Source organism: Streptomyces sp. NPDC002324 (assembly GCF_053593335.1).
This window is the reverse complement of the sequence record NZ_JBSFCF010000028.1, coordinates 21,144-38,375: the sequence shown is the minus strand read 5'-3', so window position 1 is coordinate 38,375 and position 17,232 is coordinate 21,144. Positions and strand designations below refer to the sequence as shown.

Genomic DNA, 17,232 nt, shown 5'->3' with positions numbered 1-17,232 from the left:
TGCACACATGTGTCCTGCCTCACTATCGAGGCCGCTGGGCAACCCTTCCGACGCTGCGATCTTCTCCTTGGGATGAAGATCCTGAAAAGGCGGCATCGATTACCCATACTCCTTACCCTGGCCGTGGTGGCGGCCGTGACATTGACCGTCATCCTGGTCATCCAGGCGAACAAGCTGGAGACACTTTCCCCGCGCGAGGAACGTAATCAGGCCGCGTCCGGACCAGGCGCGTTGCCGGGACAGGTGGACTGCCGGAAAGCAAAGTGCATCGCGCTCACCTTCGACGGCAATCCGGGCGAACCCACCGACCGACTGCTGGACCTCCTGAAGGAGCACGAGGCGCCGTCTACATTCTTTCTCGAAGGACGACGCATCCACACGTTCCCGCATGTGGTGCGGCGGATCGCCAAGGAGGGCCACGAGATCGGGAACCACACCTGGACGCACGCAGTGCTGACCGATGTCTCCGATACGCAGATCCGCGACGAATTGCGCCGCACAACACGGGCCATCTCCAGCATCACCGGCAGCGAGCCGACGCTGATGCGCCCGCCCCAGGGCCGCACCGACGACCGCGTCTCCAGGATTTCGAAGGACATGGGGATGGCGCAGGTGCTGTGGACCGTGACCGCGAAGGACTACGAGACGGACGACACCGCGCTGATCACCAAGCGCGTACTCGCAGGCGCCGACCGCGACGGAATCATCCTGCTCCACCCGCTGCACAAGGGCACCATGCCGGCGATGCCTTCCGTCCTGAAGGCGCTCAGCGACCAGGGCTACACCTTCGTGACCGTCTCCCAACTGCTCGCCCCGGCCGAGGCCGAGCCCGGCAAGATCTACAAGTGACGGACTGACTCTCGCAGCAGCCACTCCCGGAGCATGCACGCAGCCGCACTGCCGCGACCGCAGCAGTGCGGCTGCGGCTCAGACTGGGCGAGGGGCTGCGCGCGCAACAGATGGTCTTGCCGTTGGTCGTGTGCCGGATGTCCCATCCCTGGGTGAGCTGGGCGACGAGCAACAGGCCCCGGCCGCCCTCGTCGAAGGCGCGGGGCCCGGCGCAGGTGCGGAGCCGGGGTGTCGGCGTCCCGGAGGGCGTCGGTGACCAGCTCGCCGGCGACCAGCTCGGTGACGAAGGCCATGTCCTCCAGCCCTCAGGCCTCCACCTGGTAGACGGCGAATTGCCTGGCGTGCGGCACCTGCGCGGTGTCCGGCTCGATGTCCCAGTGGCGACGTGCTGGGGGTGCAGCGCGTGGGTGCGAGCGAGCAGCAGAGCGGCGTCGTCTGTGCGGCTCGCGCAAAGCATCGCGTCCATCGCTGTGTCGCACACGGCCTCCAGCGAGGTGACCGAGTGGGTGACCATCTGTTGCGGTTGGGCGACCCCCTCGTCGATGTCCCGGTCGCGGCTTGTCACCAGCCCGTCGGTGTACAGGGCGAGCAGGCCGCCCTTGGGCAGCTGGAACTCGGTGGCCTCGAAGGGCAGCCCACCGATGCCGAGCGGCGGTCCCAGCTGTGCGGCAACCGGGACCCGGGTGCCGTCCGGGAAGATGATCAGCGGCAGGGGGTGACCGGCGCTCGCAGGCGCGAAGCGCCTGGAGACAGGGTCGTAGACGGTGCACAGGCAGGTGGCCCCGGTCTCGCCGGTCGGCTGGAAGCGGCCGGTGGGCTGATGGTCGCCGGCGAGGTGGAGGACCAGGTCGTCCAGGTGGGTCAACAGCTCGTCCGGCGACATGTCGACGTCTGCGAGAGTGCGTACGGCCCGTGCGCAGTCGGCCCATGCCGGCCCAGACGGGCCGTCGACGACGACCAGGAGACCGGGAAGTCCGGGGCCGACGGGTAGCGCAGCACTCCCTCGGCGCGTCACGCGGAGGGTGACCGCGCATCCGCGACCCTGAGGTGGCAAAGTCGGCGTGGCTGTGCGGTGGCGCTCGACAGCCGCTTCTCGGCAGAAATTGAGGTGCTGGGACCCGGAGCACTTCCCTACCCTCGTCCCCATGCGCCACAAATCCTCCCTGCTGAACGTCATTGATGTGGAAGCCACTTGCTGGGACGGACAGCCGCCGCCCGGCTCCGTGAACGAGATCATCGAGATCGGTCTCACGGTCGTGGACGTGTCGGCCGGGCGTCGCGTGTCCCGGCACCGTGTCCTGGTCCGCCCTGTCCGGTCGACGGTGAGCGACTTCTGCACGGAACTGACAGGACTCACGCCAGCCGAGGTGGAACGCGGCGTTACCTTCGCCGAGGCATGCCGGATCCTCGTCGAGGAGTACGAGGCGGGGGAGCGCCCCTGGGCTAGCTGGGGCGAGTACGACCGGCGGCAATTCGCCCGGCAGAGTCAGGCCGACGGGGTGGCGTACCCGTTCGGCTATCCGACGGAGCGCACCCACACCAATGCCAAGGCCGTGTTCACCGCGGCGTACGGGTTGCGCAGGAAACCCGGCATGGCCCAGGCCCTAAGGATCGCCGGACTGCCGCTCGAGGGACGCCATCACCGCGGCGAGGACGACGCGTGGAACATCGCCGCACTCGTCCTGGACCTGCGGGACCGGGGGGCATGGCCGGTCAGGGCCACAGCCGCATAGCCTCGTATCGGTTGTCCGGCTGCGCGACCGTGACCGGCCCTGGGGGGCGGGATCACCGTTGCCCCCGTACGGCTCGCACTCCCGCCCGCCCACCCCCGGCTGACGCCGAGCGGCGGCCGCGGTACGGGCGGGATCCTTCGCCTGCTACGCCCTGACCGTTGTCTGATCGAGCACCGACGGCAGCCCACTCGAGGTTCTCGCCGAAGAGATGCTCGAAGCCGACCTGGCCCGTGCGCACGGTGTGCCCGAGTGCGGCGAACGGATCGTAGAACGGGCGGCCGTACATCAACGCCGGCGCCCGCATCGACCCCGGGGCGCCGGCCCGCAGCAGCGCGCCCACCTCCGTGAGCCGGAAGCCGTCGCGGCCTTCCGTCACCGCGCCCGGCATCGCCAGATAGCGCAGCAGCGTCGCCGGGTTTCGCGGCATGGCACCGACCTCCCCCGCCAGTTCCTCGACGCCTACCCCGCGCAGGGCGGGCTCTGCGCCGATCCGTCCGTGCGCACCCGCCGCTCGGCTGCGGGGCATGGGGTGAACCGTCTGCCATGCCCGCATGCGCTGTGAGAGGCTCGGGTGCCGAGGGAGGTACCAGCGTCCTGGTGCGTTGGCGGGACAGTCGATCAATAGGCGAAGGACACCACGAAACATGGCTGAGGTTCTGCTCTACCATCACGTCCAGGGCTTGACCGACGGGGTGCGGGCGTTCGCCGACGACCTGCGACAGGCCGGCCATACCGTACACACTCCGGATCTGTTCGAGGGCCGCACCTTCGGGAGCCTTGAGGAGGGCATGGGGTTCGTGCGGGAGACCGGGTTCGGCACTCTCAGGGAACGTGGTGCGGCAGCCGCCGAGGACCTCGGCCTGGAACTGGTGTACGCCGGCTTCTCGTTCGGCGTGACGATCGCCCAGAGGCTCGCACAGACGCGGCCCGGCGCACGTGGAGCACTACTGATGCACTCCTGCATGCCCGTCACCGAGTACGGGGGGTCCTGGCCCGACAGTGTGCCGGTGCAGATCCACGGCAAGGAGGGCGACGAGTTCTTCGAGGAAGACCTGCCCGCGGCGCGCGAGTTGGCCAAGTCCGCATCGGCTGCCGAGCTGTTCGTGTACCCCGGCGAACAGCACCTGTTCACCGACGCCTCTCTCGATGCCTTCGACGTGGAGGCATCCAGGCTGCTGCTCGAGCGCGTGCGGGCGTTCCTCGCCTCTGTCTGATCCTCGCCGCCAACCGGTGGGCGGTCTCGCGCCGGACCTGCGTGGACCGCCTCGGCAGCGTGCGTGGGCAGCCTGGGCAACGGGCGGCCCTGGCCGGTCACATGCGTACGAGTATCTTGCCGAAGCCAGGCCCGCGCATCGTGGCGAAAATGGCACGAGATGCAGTCGCGAGGCCTTCGGCGAAGGTCTGAGCAGAACACACTGGACTGCGTCGACAGCAACCGCTCCGGCGATGAATTCCACGGTTACCACCGAATCGCAGACTTTGATCACGGCGGCCAACGGCGGCTGATCGTCCCGGTGGACGCAACCGAACCAGTGGACGCAGAAAATTTTTGTCATATGAATCCGCCCGTACGAATTTTCTGTTCCGTCATTTCCCCGGCATTTGCATGCCGAAGTCAGATGCGGAGCAACATCCGTGCATGGAGAATTCTGGAAACGACGGAACAGCGTCGGCAGAGGCGATCTTGGCTGGCACTGAGGTCGTCTTCACGGCGGATTTCACGTCTACCCGTCAATGGGTGGCAGGCCGTTCGTGGGCATATCCGAACGGCGGACCGATCAACCCCGGAGACAACAAGCTGGATCACCTGACGGCGGACCCGGCCTACAGCCGTTCGGGTACCTTCCGTGCCACCCGCCGCAAGGACGGCCGGTGGACCGCCGGCCTGCTCACCACGGAGGGGAGCGAGGAGGGCTTCACCGTCCGCGCGGGGGATGTGCTGGAGGCGCGGGTCAGGTTGCCGCACGAGCTAGGCGCATGGCCGGCCATCTGGACTTGGCGGGACGGCGACCAGGAGATCGATGTCTTCGAGTACCACCCCGACAACGCCGACCTCCTGGAGCTGACCAACCATGTTCGCGGCGGCAACCTCTACTACCGCGACCCCGCCATCGGCCCGGGCGCATGGGTCGATCTTCGCGTCGAGTTCGGTCCGAGGTCCGTGATCTGGTGGGTGAACGGCAGTCGGGTGTTCGCCGACCGGCGAGGCGTGGGACGCTCCTGGCACGCCTACCTCATCGTCAATCTGTCGGTGTGCGCAGGCCGTTACCACCCCCCACCGGCTCCTCATGTCAAGGAGATGTCGTACAAGGTCCAGCACCTCTTGGTGCGGCGGCCGGTCGCACTCCTGGAGGCGGTGCCCGACGATTCCGGGGAGGTGTCAGACAATGACGCACCGTGATCATCTGGGGCGACGGTGAATTCCGTAGGTGCCAGTCGTGATTCGGGTTGTGCAATGCCGGGTCACTCTCACCGGAACAAGGGAAAGGGTGCTTTCGGCAGGCGACAAGGCAGAATTCTCGCAGCCCACTGAACTGGACTTGTCCATTCTTGTGTCGCCGTTCACGGTGGGCTTCTTCGCGTATCCGCTCTGTATCCGCTCTGATCGGTCAACGGCGCACCTGATAGAGCAGGTGAAGCACCCGGTTACCCTGAATCACCACGTCAGGATCCTCCAACAGATGCTGCGCGTGGACCGACCCGAAGTAGCGCTTGCCGGACCCGAACACCACGGGTACGACGTCCATGCGCACCTCGTCGACTAGGCCCGCAGCCAGCACCTGGCCACCGACGTCGCCGGCGGCGACCTCCACCGTGCGGTCGCCCGCAAGCTCTTGTGCCTTCGCCATGGCTGCCTCGACGCCGTCGACGAAGTGAAACGGCGCCTCGGGGTCCCAGCCTTCGGGTTCCGGCCGGTGCGTCACGACGACCACGTGGTCGATCCCGCCCGGAGGCTTCCCGTCCCAGCCGTTCGTCAGGTCGAAGACGTGCCGGCCGACGACGGTCACCCCGATCTGGTCCCAGTACGGCCGGGTGTGATCGAAGGACGCCTGCGACACCTTCAGCTCGCCGCTCCCGTCCAACGGGACGTCACCGCTGGACAACCAGTCGAACAGCGGTCCGGGCTGGTCATTCTCGTCCGCGACGAAACCGTCCACCGACACCGAGCTGTACATGACCACCTTGCCCACGGAGCTCTCCTCTGCTTGGGGTGTCCCCAAACTAACGCGTCGTGAGCTGCCGCTCCTGGACGAAATCCAACGAGCCGGCAGGGGCCTGCTGTCCAGCACATGGCCGGGATGTTCGCGCAGGAACCGCCGCCGGACTTCGACGTACCGGGTCGGCGTGAGCCGGGTGAACGCACCGAAGTCACCAGCCGGACACGCACCTCGGCCGCAGAAGATCGGCAGGAACGGCGCCAGCCCCCACCGCGTGAGTGCACGCAGACGGACCGGGGCTCGGTGGGGGAGCCGGACTCCAACCCTCGGCTCTGGACGATGCGCCCGATGTGCCTATGGTGTCGCGGAGGGGCCGCCCTTGGGCCTGAGGCGGGCTGGGAGCGGTGAGCCCCCAGCCCGACTGCCTTGGCGGTCCACAGGAATGCGGTGGCGGCGGTCGCCGGTGTCGATTCGTTCGGATCCTCGCTTGGCTCCGGTCGCCAGACACATCCGATGGCCGGTGCTTTGTCGGACGCGCGGACAAGGCGGCATGGGCACGGTCTCAATGCCTCGGTGGCCAAATCGGTCGCGTACCCGGGCCCTGCCAACGGATCTCACCGCAACGAAGGCGGCGCCGCCGGTACGGCCGAAGGATCTGAACCCGGACGGGAATCAGGCCGCGACGAGCTCCTGCTCGCGGTCCGGCGCCTGGACCTTCGGCTTCTTGTTCGGCAGGGAGAGCCGGAAGACCTTGTGCCACGCGGAGAACACCTGCTTGGGCAGCGGCCCGCTGACGTACTCCAGCTCGTACTTGTCGAACAACGCGCGCACCTTCACCGCGACCTCGGCGTACCGGTTGCTCGGCAGGTCCGGGAACAGGTGGTGCTCGATCTGGTGCGACAGGTTGCCGGTCATGAAGTGCATGGCCTTGCTGCCGCTGATGTTCGCCGAGCCCATCATCTGGCGCAGGTACCACTGGCCGCGCGTCTCGCCCTTGATCGACCGGCGTTCGAAGACCTGTACGCCCTCGGGGAAGTGCCCGCACATGATCACGGAGTGGGTCCAGATGTTGCGGACGAGGTTCGCGGTGAACGTGGCGGCAAGCGTGGTGAGGAACGACGGGCCCGACAGCAGCGGGTGGATCACGTAGTCCTTGAGCACCTGCTTGCGGATCTTGCGGCCCACGGCCCTGGCCCGTGCGCGGAACTCCGGGTTGTTGCGGCGGCGCTTGTGCAGGTTCTTGCCGAGCTCCAGGTCGTACGCGGCGATGCCGTACTCGAAGAAGCAGGCGTTGATGAAGTTCCACAGCGGCTGGCCGAGGTGGAACGGATGCCACTTCTGGTCCTCGTCGACGCGCATGATGCCGTAGCCGAGGTCGTTGTCCTTGCCGATCACGTTGGTGTACGTGTGGTGCAGCTCGTTGTGCGAGTGCTTCCACTGCTCGGCCGGCGAGACGTGATCCCACTCCCAGGTGGTGGAGTGGATCTTCGGGTCCCGCATCCAGTCCCACTGGCCGTGCAGGATGTTGTGGCCGATCTCCATGTTGTCCATGATCTTCGCCACGGACAGACCGGCGGTGCCGATCAGCCATGCGGGCGGGAAGATCGAGAACAGCAGGACACCCCGGCTGACCAGTTCGAGCTTGCGCTGCGCCGAGATGACCTTGCGGATGTAGGCGGCGTCCTTCTCCCCGCGGTCGGCGATCACCTCGTCGCGGATCGCGTCCAGTTCGCGGCCGAGCTCCTCGATCTGCTCCGCGGTCAGGTGGGCGGTGGGGTCGATGGCGGTCAAGGTGCTCCTACCGTTCGATGTCGCAGGGGCCCGCCGCGGCGGACACACAGGTCTGGATGAGGACGCCCGGCTCGGCCTCGGTGATCTCGCCGGTGCGCAGGTCGCGGACGGCGCCCGCCTTGAGCGGCGTGACACAGCCGAAGCAGATGCCCATGCGGCACCCGGACGGCATGAGCACGCCGGCTTCTTCGCCGACGTCCAGCAACGGCGTGGCGCCGTCCGCGTCGACGGTCTTGCCGGTGGAGCTGAACGTGACCTCGCCACCGTCGCCGGCGGCGACGACGGTAGGGCGGAAGCGTTCGGTGTGCAGGCGCTCCGGGACGCCGTGCTCGGCCCAGTGCTTCTCGGCTGCGTCGAGCAGGCCCGCGGGCCCGCAGGCCCAGGTCTCGCGCTCGGCCCAGTCGGGCACGAGTTCGTCGAGTCGGGTGATGTCGAGCATGCCGTCCGTGTCGGTGTGCAGCTCGATGAGACGCAGCTTCTTCTCCGCGACCAGGTCATGCAGATCGTCGCGGAAGATCACATCTTGCGGCTGTGGCGCGGAGTGGACCATGACGACGTCGCCCAACTCGGTGTCGCGCAGCATGCCCATCACGGGCGTGATGCCGCTGCCGGCCGTCAGATAGAGCACCTTGGCGGGCTTGGCCTGCGGCAGCACGAAGTCACCGGTGGCCTGGTCGAGCTGGATCAGCGTGCCCGGCTTCGCCCTGCGGACCAGGTAATTGCTGACCTTGCCGTCCGGGATCGCTTTCACGGTGATCGTGACACGGCCGTCCCGGCGGCCTGTCGGCGAGGTGACCGAGTAGGCACGCCACAGGCGCACCCCGTCGACGTCGACCCCGATCCGTACGTACTGACCGGCCGTGTGCCCGCGCCAGCCTCGTCCCGGTCTGATCACGATGGTCGCGGCGTCATCCGTCTCGGGGTGCACGGCCTCGATGCGCCCCCGCAGGTCGGCACCCGCGCGTAGCGGGCTGACCAGGTCGAGGTAGTCCGAAGGCAGCAGCGGCGTCGTGACCATCTCCAGCATTTTCCACGCCCTGCTGCGGAGGGCTGTACTCGTCATGACTCCAGCTTGCTGCGCCTCAGGGCGTAAAGTCCTGACCGTAGGACGTGAATCTGGTCGGCAGAATTGTTCGCAGGGAACAAAAGATGAGCCAGCAAAAAATGAGCCATGCAATCCGAAGGGCCACCGAACCGGCCCTGGATGAGACGACGGTCACCGCGCTTCGGGCCGCGCTGAGAACCACCGCCGACGAGGTTGTCCAGGCGATCATCGACGAGGTCCCTCCCTACGCCAACGCCCTGTCGGGCCGTATGGGCGGCACGATCCGCCGGGCCGTCCGCACCGCCCTGGGCCACTACCTGGACGTGGCGAGCGGGAACGCCACGGGCGGCGACGCCGGTGACGCGGCTTACGAGCTGGGCCGCGGCGAGGTGCGCGACGGCCGCTCGATGGACGCCCTGCTCAGCGCCTACCGTGTCGGTGCCCGCGTGGCCTGGCGATGCCTGGCCGCCGGTGCCGTACCCGCAGGTCTGCCCGCCGCCGAGGTCGCCAAGTTCGCCGAGCTGACCTTCGCCTACATCGATGAACTCTCCGCCGCGAGCGCCGCGGGCCATGCCGACGAGCTGGCTGCCCGGGGCCGGGTTCATGAGCGCCACCTGGAGCAACTGGTCCGCGACCTCCTCACCGGCGCGAGCCCGGACGTGCTGCTGGTCTCTGTTCAACGGGCCGGGTGGCAGCCTCCGGTTTCGCTGACCGCGGTCCTGCTGCCCGCCGCCCAGGCCCGGCCTGCCTACCGCGCGCTCGACCCGAGCACCCTCGTCCTGGACGATCTGCCGGACGACTTGGGCGTACTGCTCGTCCCCGATGCCGACCGATCGCATCTCCTGAGGCAGCTGGCCGACCGCACCGCCGTGGTCGGCCCGGCCCGGCCATGGACCCGTGCGTCCGCCTCGTACGAACGAGCGGTACGCGCGCGCTCCCTCTCCTCCGACATCCGCGACACCGAGGACCACCTGCCCGAGCTGGTGCTGAGCGCCGACATGGAGGCGTTCGGGGACCTGCGTGCCCGAGCCCTCGCACCGTTGCGGACCCTGCCCGACGCGACCGCGCGACGGCTGGAGGAGACGTTGCGGGCGTGGCTGCTGCACCAGGGCAGGCGGGACGAGGTGGCGGCGGCGTTGTTCGTCCATCCCCAGACCGTCCGGTACCGGATGTCGCAACTGCGGGAGCTCTTTCCGGATCTGGGGTCGCCGCACCGGGTACTTGAACTGACGCTGGCGGTCGGTCTTCGGGGCAGCTGACGCGTTCCTTCGACCGTCCATGACAGTGTCCACGACCGCGTCCGCGAGTGGTCCACGACCGTGTCCGCGAGTGGTCCACGACCGTGTCCGCGAGTGGTCCAGGGCTCGTGTCTCCTCCTCGGTGTGATCCGCTCGCTCGTGCGCCCCGGGGGAGATCGGTATCACCGGCTCGGACTGGGCTAGGTGCGTGTCCCGTTCTGTCCGGCCTCCGCGCTGTTGAACACCATCGGAGCGGAGGTCGGGGTTGTCGGTGAGTCGGCTGGGCAGACATCACCGCCGGTCGGTCACACCCCCAGCCGGCCGGCACACGGCATCCGCGGGTCAGCCGCCGAGAAGACAACCCCCTGCACACCCCGTCGTCCGCCCGAGGGCGCGGCGGGACAGCGGCTGTCAGCCACCAGCACGTGCGCTGCGCATCAACTTGGTCGGCGCCATCCCGGCCCTCCCCGCTCGACCCCACCGCCGTAAGAGCCCCCACGGTCCGGTGAGCGGCAACTCCCTCCACCTGGCGGGGCGTCGTCCGCCGGTCGGCAGGGCCGTCGCAGCCCTCTGCCGGGTATTCCATGATCGGTACGGTCTCCAGGCTGGACGGCATGACAGATCACCCGACTTCCCCTCTGCCCACGGCCGGCGCGCCGTCACCGGCATCCGAGCACACCATGCCCCCGACAGGCGCGCCCGGCGTAGGACGGCTGGTCGGGTTGGACCTTGCCCGCGGCCTGGCCGTCTTCGGTATGTACGCGGTCCATGTGGGCCCCGCTCCGGGCCAGGGCGTTGTCATCGATTCCCTCATGGAGCTGGCGCAAGGCCGTTCCTCCGCCCTGTTCGCCGTCCTGGCCGGCTTCGCGGTCGCCCTCATCACCGGGCGCCGCACACCGAAGACCGGCCCGGCCGGCCGGCAGGCGGTCGCCAAGGTGATCATTCGGGCCGTGATCCTGCTGGCTCTCGGCACCGCCCTGACCATGACCGGCACCCCGGTCGTCCCGATCCTCGCCTTCTACGGACTGTTCTTCCTGCTCGTGCTGCCGCTGTACAGGCTGGGCGCCAAGCCGCTGGCGCTGATCGCCGTGGCGTGGGCCCTGACCGGCCCGCAGCTGCTGTACCTGCTGAAGCCGGTGGTCGGCGACCGCTCCTTCCCCACCGTCGGCGAGGCGGACGGCCTCGTCTCGCTGTTCTTCACCGGCGGCTACCCGGCCCTGACCTGGGTGCCGTTCGTCATCGCCGGAATGGCCGTCGCCCGCCTCGACCTGGCCGACACGGCGGTCCGGACACGCCTGGCCCTCTCCGGTTTCGCGCTCGCCGTGGCCGGCTACGGCGGCTCCTGGCTGGCGCTGCGTCTCGTACCGGGGGCAGCCGCAGCCGTCCGGCAGGCCGAGGAGGGGTCGGCCCTGGTCTCCACGCCGTCCATGTCCTCGATGGCGTCGCCATCGCCCGGCAGCGATGGCATCTTCGGCGACAGCCCCGCCGGGATGCTGGCCGCCTCCCCGCACAGCGAGGCCACCTTGTCCATCGTGGGCAACACCGGTGTGGCGATCCTGGTGATCGTCGCGTGCCTGGCCGCCATGGACGCCTGGCCCCGGCTGCGTCGACTGGCAGGGCCCGTCATCGCGGTCGGCTCGATGTCGCTGACCGCGTATGTCTCCCACATCGTCGCCATCTGGCTCCTGGACACCGGGGGAGCGACCGTCCAGCCTCTCTACGTCCTGCTCGGCTTCATCGCGTCCATGACGGTCTTCGCCACCCTCTGGGCCCGCTTCTTCCAGCGAGGGCCGCTGGAATGGCTGGTGGGAAGGGCGACGGGGATCGCCGGGCGTGTTCACTGAGGCGCAGGTCATCGGGGCTTGTCGTGCGGCGCCGGGGCCACCGGGAAAGGAACGGACCGGCGACAGCTGAGCGGCTCCGACTCGCGCTCGCTCTCTGTGGCATGCGCAGACGTCACGGGTGCTGATCCGCCGAGGGTCGCCTTGCCCACGCCTGGCCCTTGAAGAGACCGCAACCCCGTCCGTGGATTTGAGTCCCCACCGGTCCCGATTGCGCGGGTCTGTGGCCGTGGAGACTCTGCACCGGGGCGCGGCGCCGTCCGTAGGTGCGGCCGAGGTGGCGTTCGAGGTCGAGTTGGCCTTTGAAGGTCTCGTTGATCTCAACAACTACCGCCATGAAGGGCCGAACGCCCCACGTCCGTAGTCCTCGGCTGGGTCGCACCGCCAGTGCGAGCCTCAGCGGCCTGCCGGTGCCAAGAAGTTCGACAGCGGAGTGGTGGACACATGTTCCCTCACCATGCCGTAGAGCGCGGATATGCTCCCGGCCTCGGCGGCCTGCCCATGCAGCAGGACAGGCTCTTGCGCGAGGACGAGTCGGAGAGGCCCCCGTTGAGTGGCAATCTGCTCGCTCTCTACGGCGCTGTGAAGAACATCGGGAAGCGCAGGCCCAGCCACGGTTTGCGGCCCCAGACGACGACTTTGGCGCGGGCCATGACGGTGGGGGTGGTCCAGCGGCCCAGGGCGAGGAGGAGGAAGGCGACGGGGTCGATGGCGATCGTGCAATCGGGGCGCCTGGGCGGGGTGTCGGTGACCGTGGGCATGCCGTCCGCGAAGGTGACGGCGAAGCGGTCCCGGCCGATCCGCAACACGTAGCACGCCTCATGGCCGGCCGCTGCGGAGTTCACTACACGGGGCATGGCCAGTCGTATGAAGGGCAGCGTGAAGGCGACCACTTCCCGGTTGACCATGTGCGGCCCGCGCAACGCGACCGCGATGTCGTAGCCGTGCCCGAGCAGATGCGTGAGCAGATACGAGCCCAGGGTGGCCCTGTCCATCGGCCCCATGGGTGTCAGCATCGCCTCCCGCGAACCGCAGTCGGCAGCGGCCGCGACGAAGGCCCGGGCCCTGTCCGCGATCTCCGCGCCGAGGATCGCCGGATCCCGCTCCGGGAAGACGGCCAGAGCCGCACGGTTGGCCGCCGCGAGACCGCTCGGCGTCCCATCGCCGTAGGGATGGTGCTCGCCCGCCCCGATGTCCGCCATCAGCTTCCCCGCCAGCGCGAGGTGCGCCGCAGCCTCGCCCACCGTCCACTCCGCGCCCGGCAACGGCGTTCGCGGGTCGGCCCCCGCCTCCAGCAGCACCGCGATCCGGTCGGCGGTAGTGACAATGGCATCCTCGGGTGTCATGAGCACGATCCTTTACGCACTCGGACGTCCTGTCCAGAGTCCTGTCGGTCCCGCTCCCCGCCCAAACCTGAGGAACCACTACCGGTAGCTCGTCAAATCCGGTGGTGGCGTGGGTTGGTGGTTGGCCGGGCTGGTCGTAGGTCGGTGGTGCTGGAAGTCAACCGCCTTGCTGGGGGCTGATGATGACCGCTCGCCGTCCGTGTGTACGCACGGCAAGAGGAGCCCACCCTCGCTGATCCCTGTCGTTCACACGAGGGGTGGGTAGACCGGTGGCCAGGGGTAGCCCAGTTGCTCGGCATCATGCGAACCTCCCCAGACCTCGGCGGTGACACAGGGATCGCCTGCGGCCAACTGCGCTTCAAGGCGCTCGGCCTGGTCCGATGGAGCGTCCCCGGAGACCGGGAGAGTCATCCCGAACTGGATCCAGGGCCGATCGGCATCGGCTCGGTCACGGGGATGCAGAAGAACGACGTGGATCTGATCGGGTTCCCTACGGTGCGCCCAGACGCCTTCCAACTCGCACTCCCACCGGAGCAGCCAGTCCCCGCGTTCCCTCAGCCGCGCCTCAAGCAGCCGGGCAACCGTTCCCGCCGGCCATTCCCAACTGCGATCCTCCTCAGCTCGCCGGACCTCAGCCTCGTACTGCCCCGCGGTGAAGCGAAGCTCCCGCAGGTCGACGTCCGGATTGGCCAGATCACGCCAGCCCGTCCAGAAGACATGATCCCCGTCACGCCTGACCGTCACGTACAGAGCACCACAGCACTCCTCCACACCGCACCCGGACCAAGCGAGACGAGCCTCGTGGGGCGTCGCGGTGGCATGCAACGGCCCGTCCTGGCCCAAGAGATACCGGGGTCCTACTCCCAGATATCGGGAGCCTCCGACGCCGCCAGGAAGCACGTCGGCCAGAAGATCTCGGCCATTGACGATCGGGCGGACCTCCACGCCGCCCTCGTCGGGCGATGGGCACATGATGCTCAGGCTGAGACGGCCCGACTGCGTGGTCATCGCCCCATGGTCGTGGAACCAGTTGTTGCTGTCACGTGCATTCTTGTGGCTCTGCTTGGGGCGGCGTGTTGGTGGGCCGGGTAAGTCGTGGAGTCGACGTCGGCCTTCCACGTTCCGTATTCCGCAGGCAGATCCCTCCTTGGAGCACCGGTCCGCGCCCGTCGGCGGACAACGTCGATCAGCTTCCGCCGCCAAGACCCGCGGCCGCCGCACCCCTTCTACCGGCAACAGCGAGTACAGCGCCGACGGCCGCTTGTCATAAGAGGGCCCCTGGCCCAGACCCGGCCCAGCGGCCACTGCCCTGCCGTCGCTGTACGCGAGCGCGGCGCGGGGCCCCACTGCCTACCGGCGGGCTCTTCCGCGGATTCCCACACACCCTCCGGCGCGTACGCGCCAGCCGATCCCGACCCTTTGCCGATGTCCGGGACTACCGGGGCAGGGAAACGCCGACCGGCTGCTGCCGAAGAGATTCTGTCAGCCCATGGGGGGCAGCCCGGGTTCCGGCAGTACCTCCAGGGAGTTCAGGGTGAAGGCCAGCAGATGGTAGTGGCCCACCAGCATGGGTAGTTCGATCAACTCGTGCTCCGTCAGGTGCCGGGTCAGCCCTGCCCACGTCGACTGACCGATCCGGGCGCCGGAGCGCAACTCGTCCGTGGCCCGCAGCAGCAACGACTGCCGTTCCGTCCAACCCGGCGCGTCGGGACCCACAGCCACCCGAGCCATGTCTTCCGATGACAACCCTGCCTTCGCCGCGATTCTCACGTGCTGGCCCCACTCGTAGGGCGACTCGCAATTGCGCGCCACCCGAAGAATGACCAACTCGCGGTCGGCGAAGGGTAGCTCACCCGCAAGCAGCAACTGGCTGCTGAAGGGAAGCCAGGCGGCGAACAACTTCGGATGACGGGCGAGCGTCGTAAACACGTGTGCCTCACCGAGCGAAGACACGCCGAGGCCCAGTGATGCGATGTCGGCGGACAACGTCTCCCGTACGGATTCATCCCATTCATCCGCGGGCTGCGGCGGAATGCGAGGCGCGGCGGGCGGCATCGGCGGCTCTGACACGTGGGCCACGCTATGCCAAAGGCAGTCCGGCGGAAACGCCGACGACAAGCCACGTCTCTGGAGCACTTCGAGCCACGCGTCACCGGCAGCGGACGACGGCGGCCGGGATGACGGACAGCGGACACCAGGGCGCGGAGGAGCACGAAGCCGAGGATCAAGCATTCCGCCTGGCTGTGGTCCGTGCAGAACGGCCCGGTGCCGATGGCCAGTGGGACCGCCCACCGCACGGGGCAGGTACCCGGAGTGAAACGGATTGCACGACTCCCACCTGGACTGGTGGTCCGGCTGTTCTCGCCTCGTGCCCCTCGTCGATCCAGGTCCGACGCTCTCGTCATCGCTCACCCCCGCCGGCGCGTCGACGAAGTCGGTGCCGATCGCGTAGCCACGACGCTCCATACCGAACGCTTCTCCCGGCCCGTCGACAAGCTCGGCTCAGCCTCCTCGGCCGTGCGAACAGACGCTGACGGGGGTGCAAGGCGGCGCGACCAAGTTCGTCGAAGAGGGCCCGGGCAGTCACAGCCGCCTCCACCCCCTTTCCCGCGCTCGAAGTTGCGCGGGGACGACTCCCTCGGTTGCCCTCCACCGCGGCGAGGTGGCGGCTGCGCATCCACGAGGGCGGCGCGTTCTCCGCGATGGACCCTGTGGTCGTCAGCTTGTACCGACTGGGGTCTGCCTTTCCTTGTACGACTCCTTGTACGACGTACGACCTCACCCGGCCGGGGACGGTATCCCAGGTACTGCATGTATCTGCAGGTCAGGCAGGGTGGGATGGTTCCACCCTGTCGGTTCGGCCGTGGGTGGTTGCGCGCGGCTGTTGCGACCGTCGATGCTGTTGGTGTCGCACCGAGCAGGTCCGGGCTGACCAGCCGGCCTCGCCGCGGCATCCACGTACACACTCCAATCCACGGGGGAACACCCATGTCCATGCGCATCCGCATGAGCGCTCTGACCGCCCTGACCGTCGCCGCTGTCGCGGCGGGCACGGTCCTGACCGCACCAGCCGCGGGCGCCGCACCGAAGGCGGCCGCGCCCAAGTTCCTGTCGGCGTCCCAGCTGCCGCCGCACCCGACGTCATCCTGGACCGCCGGGCCGGTCACCGAGGGGTTCCCGGAGGAGCTCGGCTCGTGTGTGAGCACGGAGGGCGTGCTCGACTACGACTACCGCCACCGCACCTTCCGGACCGATGTGGACGCCGGCGCCGTGCAACTGACCGTCGTGACGGGCACGGCCGCCCAGGCCAAGGACTTGGCGAAGCACTACGACGACCTGATCCGCACCTGCGCCGACCGTCTCGAGGAGTCCTCGCCCGACATCGACGCCGAGGGCCGGGACTACGGCACGCTGCAGGTCGAGGAGGGCGCCCACGTCCGTGGCCTCAACACCGAGACGTCCTGGGGCGCCAACGACGTCACCCTGCTGTCGGTCGGACGGGACGACAGGACCGTCACCGTCGTTCAATGGGGACAGATGGGCGACTTCGTGAACGCGCCGGTGACCGCTTTCAAGAAGACCACGACCACGGCCGTCAACAAGCTGTACTGACCGGACCACCGGGAAAGGGGGCCGGCCGCCATCTTCGCCACGGGGGTCGGAAGGACGGCCCCCGTTCCGGTCATGCACCGGGGCGGGGAGAGCCGTCCCTGGCCCCGGTTCCCCCTGGCCTGAGCGGGCCGCGGCTCTGCGACACCACAAAGTCGATCCGCCACCAGGCAGTCACCGCCGGCGCCCTTGCCGCCCTGGCGGGCGGCACGCTCGCCGCGACCGCACCGGCCTCGGCCGCCACCGCCGGTGCCTACAACGGAGCGTGCGACAAGGGGTACGAGGTCTTCACATCGACTCCGATCGAGTCCTCGCAGACCACCGTGGCAGCCACCACATACGTGGCCTACAGCTCCGGGGACAAGCAGTGGTGCGCCGTGACCGTACGCAACAGGCCCGGCGCCCGCGTGTTCATGGAGGTCACCCTGGACACCTGGCCGACCAGCAGCACCACGGCGAGGGATGCGGGCTCCTACACGACCTACGCCGGCCCGGTGTACAAGGACCTCCCCAAGCCCGGGCTGTGCATGACCTGGAGCGGCTCGATCGACATCTACTACAACTCGGACAGTGGCCTGTGCCCCTGACCTCACGGTCGCGGCCGTGACGGAGTTCCTGGCGG

General features: G+C 68.5%; 16 protein-coding genes. 8 read left to right on the top strand and 8 right to left on the bottom strand.

The window, feature by feature from the left end; genetic code table 11:
- The first annotated feature begins 72 nt into the window (after window positions 1-72).
- Entirely contained in the window at window positions 73-849 is a 777-nt protein-coding gene (locus tag ACWCRJ_RS30170; RefSeq protein ID WP_450942262.1) for a polysaccharide deacetylase family protein, read from the top strand.
- Here the strand turns inward: ACWCRJ_RS30170 and ACWCRJ_RS30165 are convergent.
- Window positions 767-1,732, bottom strand: a complete 966-nt coding sequence (locus ACWCRJ_RS30165) for an ATP-binding SpoIIE family protein phosphatase (protein WP_450942261.1) — start codon at window positions 1,730-1,732, stop codon at window positions 767-769. The genes ACWCRJ_RS30170 and ACWCRJ_RS30165 overlap by 83 nt on opposite strands.
- A gap of 262 nt (window positions 1,733-1,994) precedes the next feature.
- Between ACWCRJ_RS30165 and ACWCRJ_RS30160 the strand changes: the two genes are divergently transcribed.
- Window positions 1,995-2,582 carry an exonuclease domain-containing protein gene (locus tag ACWCRJ_RS30160; protein WP_450942260.1) on the top strand — a complete coding sequence of 196 codons (588 nt, stop codon included), beginning with the start codon at window positions 1,995-1,997 and terminating at the stop codon, window positions 2,580-2,582.
- Between the two features lie 52 nt (window positions 2,583-2,634).
- On the opposite strand, the gene ACWCRJ_RS30155 is transcribed toward ACWCRJ_RS30160, so the two are convergent.
- Window positions 2,635-3,108: a hypothetical protein gene (locus ACWCRJ_RS30155; protein ID WP_450942259.1), complete on the bottom strand. Its 474-nt coding sequence runs from the start codon at window positions 3,106-3,108 to the stop codon at window positions 2,635-2,637.
- 118 nt (window positions 3,109-3,226) lie between these two features.
- On the opposite strand from ACWCRJ_RS30155, the gene ACWCRJ_RS30150 reads away from it, so the two are divergent.
- A complete protein-coding gene (locus ACWCRJ_RS30150) occupies window positions 3,227-3,796 on the top strand; it encodes a dienelactone hydrolase family protein (RefSeq protein ID WP_450942258.1) in 570 nt (189 codons plus the stop codon).
- A 425-nt stretch (window positions 3,797-4,221) separates the two neighbouring features.
- Complete coding sequence (locus tag ACWCRJ_RS30145) at window positions 4,222-4,983, top strand: beta-glucanase (protein ID WP_450942257.1); 762 nt, start codon at window positions 4,222-4,224, stop codon at window positions 4,981-4,983.
- A gap of 208 nt (window positions 4,984-5,191) precedes the next feature.
- Here ACWCRJ_RS30145 and ACWCRJ_RS30140 read toward each other — a convergent pair whose 3' ends face one another.
- The 3 genes from ACWCRJ_RS30140 to ACWCRJ_RS30130 all read right to left on the bottom strand — a co-directional run bounded on the left by ACWCRJ_RS30140 (window position 5,192) and on the right by ACWCRJ_RS30130 (window position 8,594).
- Complete coding sequence (locus ACWCRJ_RS30140; RefSeq protein WP_450942256.1) at window positions 5,192-5,773, bottom strand: dihydrofolate reductase family protein; 582 nt, start codon at window positions 5,771-5,773, stop codon at window positions 5,192-5,194.
- 639 nt (window positions 5,774-6,412) lie between these two features.
- Window positions 6,413-7,531, bottom strand: coding sequence for a fatty acid desaturase family protein (locus ACWCRJ_RS30135; RefSeq protein ID WP_450942255.1), 1,119 nt, complete (start codon window positions 7,529-7,531; stop codon window positions 6,413-6,415).
- 7 nt (window positions 7,532-7,538) lie between these two features.
- Window positions 7,539-8,594: a ferredoxin reductase gene (locus ACWCRJ_RS30130; RefSeq protein ID WP_450942254.1), complete on the bottom strand. Its 1,056-nt coding sequence runs from the start codon at window positions 8,592-8,594 to the stop codon at window positions 7,539-7,541.
- Window positions 8,595-8,695: 101 nt separating this feature from the next.
- Here ACWCRJ_RS30130 and ACWCRJ_RS30125 point away from each other — a divergent pair, with 101 nt between their 5' ends.
- The gene (locus ACWCRJ_RS30125) at window positions 8,696-9,835 is read left to right on the top strand and encodes a PucR family transcriptional regulator (protein ID WP_450942253.1); all 1,140 of its coding nucleotides are present in this window, start codon (window positions 8,696-8,698) and stop codon (window positions 9,833-9,835) included.
- A gap of 593 nt (window positions 9,836-10,428) precedes the next feature.
- Window positions 10,429-11,658 (top strand): DUF418 domain-containing protein, encoded by a 1,230-nt coding sequence (locus tag ACWCRJ_RS30120; protein ID WP_450942252.1) that lies wholly within the window; start codon window positions 10,429-10,431, stop codon window positions 11,656-11,658.
- Between the two features lie 569 nt (window positions 11,659-12,227).
- On the opposite strand, the gene ACWCRJ_RS30115 is transcribed toward ACWCRJ_RS30120, so the two are convergent.
- The 3 genes from ACWCRJ_RS30115 to ACWCRJ_RS30105 all read right to left on the bottom strand — a co-directional run bounded on the left by ACWCRJ_RS30115 (window position 12,228) and on the right by ACWCRJ_RS30105 (window position 15,071).
- Window positions 12,228-13,001, bottom strand: a complete 774-nt coding sequence (locus tag ACWCRJ_RS30115; RefSeq protein ID WP_450942251.1) for a maleylpyruvate isomerase family mycothiol-dependent enzyme — start codon at window positions 12,999-13,001, stop codon at window positions 12,228-12,230.
- A gap of 246 nt (window positions 13,002-13,247) precedes the next feature.
- Complete coding sequence (locus tag ACWCRJ_RS30110) at window positions 13,248-14,009, bottom strand: hypothetical protein (protein WP_450942250.1); 762 nt, start codon at window positions 14,007-14,009, stop codon at window positions 13,248-13,250.
- Window positions 14,010-14,483: 474 nt separating this feature from the next.
- Window positions 14,484-15,071, bottom strand: coding sequence for a carboxymuconolactone decarboxylase family protein (locus ACWCRJ_RS30105; RefSeq protein WP_450942249.1), 588 nt, complete (start codon window positions 15,069-15,071; stop codon window positions 14,484-14,486).
- A gap of 918 nt (window positions 15,072-15,989) precedes the next feature.
- Between ACWCRJ_RS30105 and ACWCRJ_RS30100 the strand changes: the two genes are divergently transcribed.
- Together ACWCRJ_RS30100 and ACWCRJ_RS30095 are read left to right on the top strand one after the other, a co-directional pair.
- On the top strand, window positions 15,990-16,613 hold the full coding sequence (locus ACWCRJ_RS30100; RefSeq protein WP_450942248.1) for a hypothetical protein: 624 nt from the start codon (window positions 15,990-15,992) through the stop codon (window positions 16,611-16,613).
- 320 nt (window positions 16,614-16,933) lie between these two features.
- Window positions 16,934-17,197, top strand: coding sequence for a hypothetical protein (locus tag ACWCRJ_RS30095; RefSeq protein ID WP_450942247.1), 264 nt, complete (start codon window positions 16,934-16,936; stop codon window positions 17,195-17,197).
- The last annotated feature ends 35 nt before the right edge of the window (window positions 17,198-17,232 follow it).

Bases quoted from the DNA above. Each gene is read 5' to 3' on its own strand.
- ACWCRJ_RS30170 (WP_450942262.1), top strand. From the start codon at position 73: ATGAAGATCCTGAAAAGGCGGCATCGATTACCCATACTCCTTACCCTG.
- ACWCRJ_RS30165 (WP_450942261.1), bottom strand. From the start codon at position 1,732: ATGTCGCCGGACGAGCTGTTGACCCACCTGGACGACCTGGTCCTCCAC.
- ACWCRJ_RS30160 (WP_450942260.1), top strand. From the start codon at position 1,995: ATGCGCCACAAATCCTCCCTGCTGAACGTCATTGATGTGGAAGCCACT.
- ACWCRJ_RS30155 (WP_450942259.1), bottom strand. From the start codon at position 3,108: ATGCCCCGCAGCCGAGCGGCGGGTGCGCACGGACGGATCGGCGCAGAG.
- ACWCRJ_RS30150 (WP_450942258.1), top strand. From the start codon at position 3,227: ATGGCTGAGGTTCTGCTCTACCATCACGTCCAGGGCTTGACCGACGGG.
- ACWCRJ_RS30145 (WP_450942257.1), top strand. From the start codon at position 4,222: ATGGAGAATTCTGGAAACGACGGAACAGCGTCGGCAGAGGCGATCTTG.
- ACWCRJ_RS30130 (WP_450942254.1), bottom strand. From the start codon at position 8,594: ATGACGAGTACAGCCCTCCGCAGCAGGGCGTGGAAAATGCTGGAGATG.
- ACWCRJ_RS30125 (WP_450942253.1), top strand. From the start codon at position 8,696: ATGAGCCATGCAATCCGAAGGGCCACCGAACCGGCCCTGGATGAGACG.
- ACWCRJ_RS30120 (WP_450942252.1), top strand. From the start codon at position 10,429: ATGACAGATCACCCGACTTCCCCTCTGCCCACGGCCGGCGCGCCGTCA.
- ACWCRJ_RS30115 (WP_450942251.1), bottom strand. From the start codon at position 13,001: ATGACACCCGAGGATGCCATTGTCACTACCGCCGACCGGATCGCGGTG.
- ACWCRJ_RS30110 (WP_450942250.1), bottom strand. From the start codon at position 14,009: ATGACCACGCAGTCGGGCCGTCTCAGCCTGAGCATCATGTGCCCATCG.
- ACWCRJ_RS30100 (WP_450942248.1), top strand. From the start codon at position 15,990: ATGTCCATGCGCATCCGCATGAGCGCTCTGACCGCCCTGACCGTCGCC.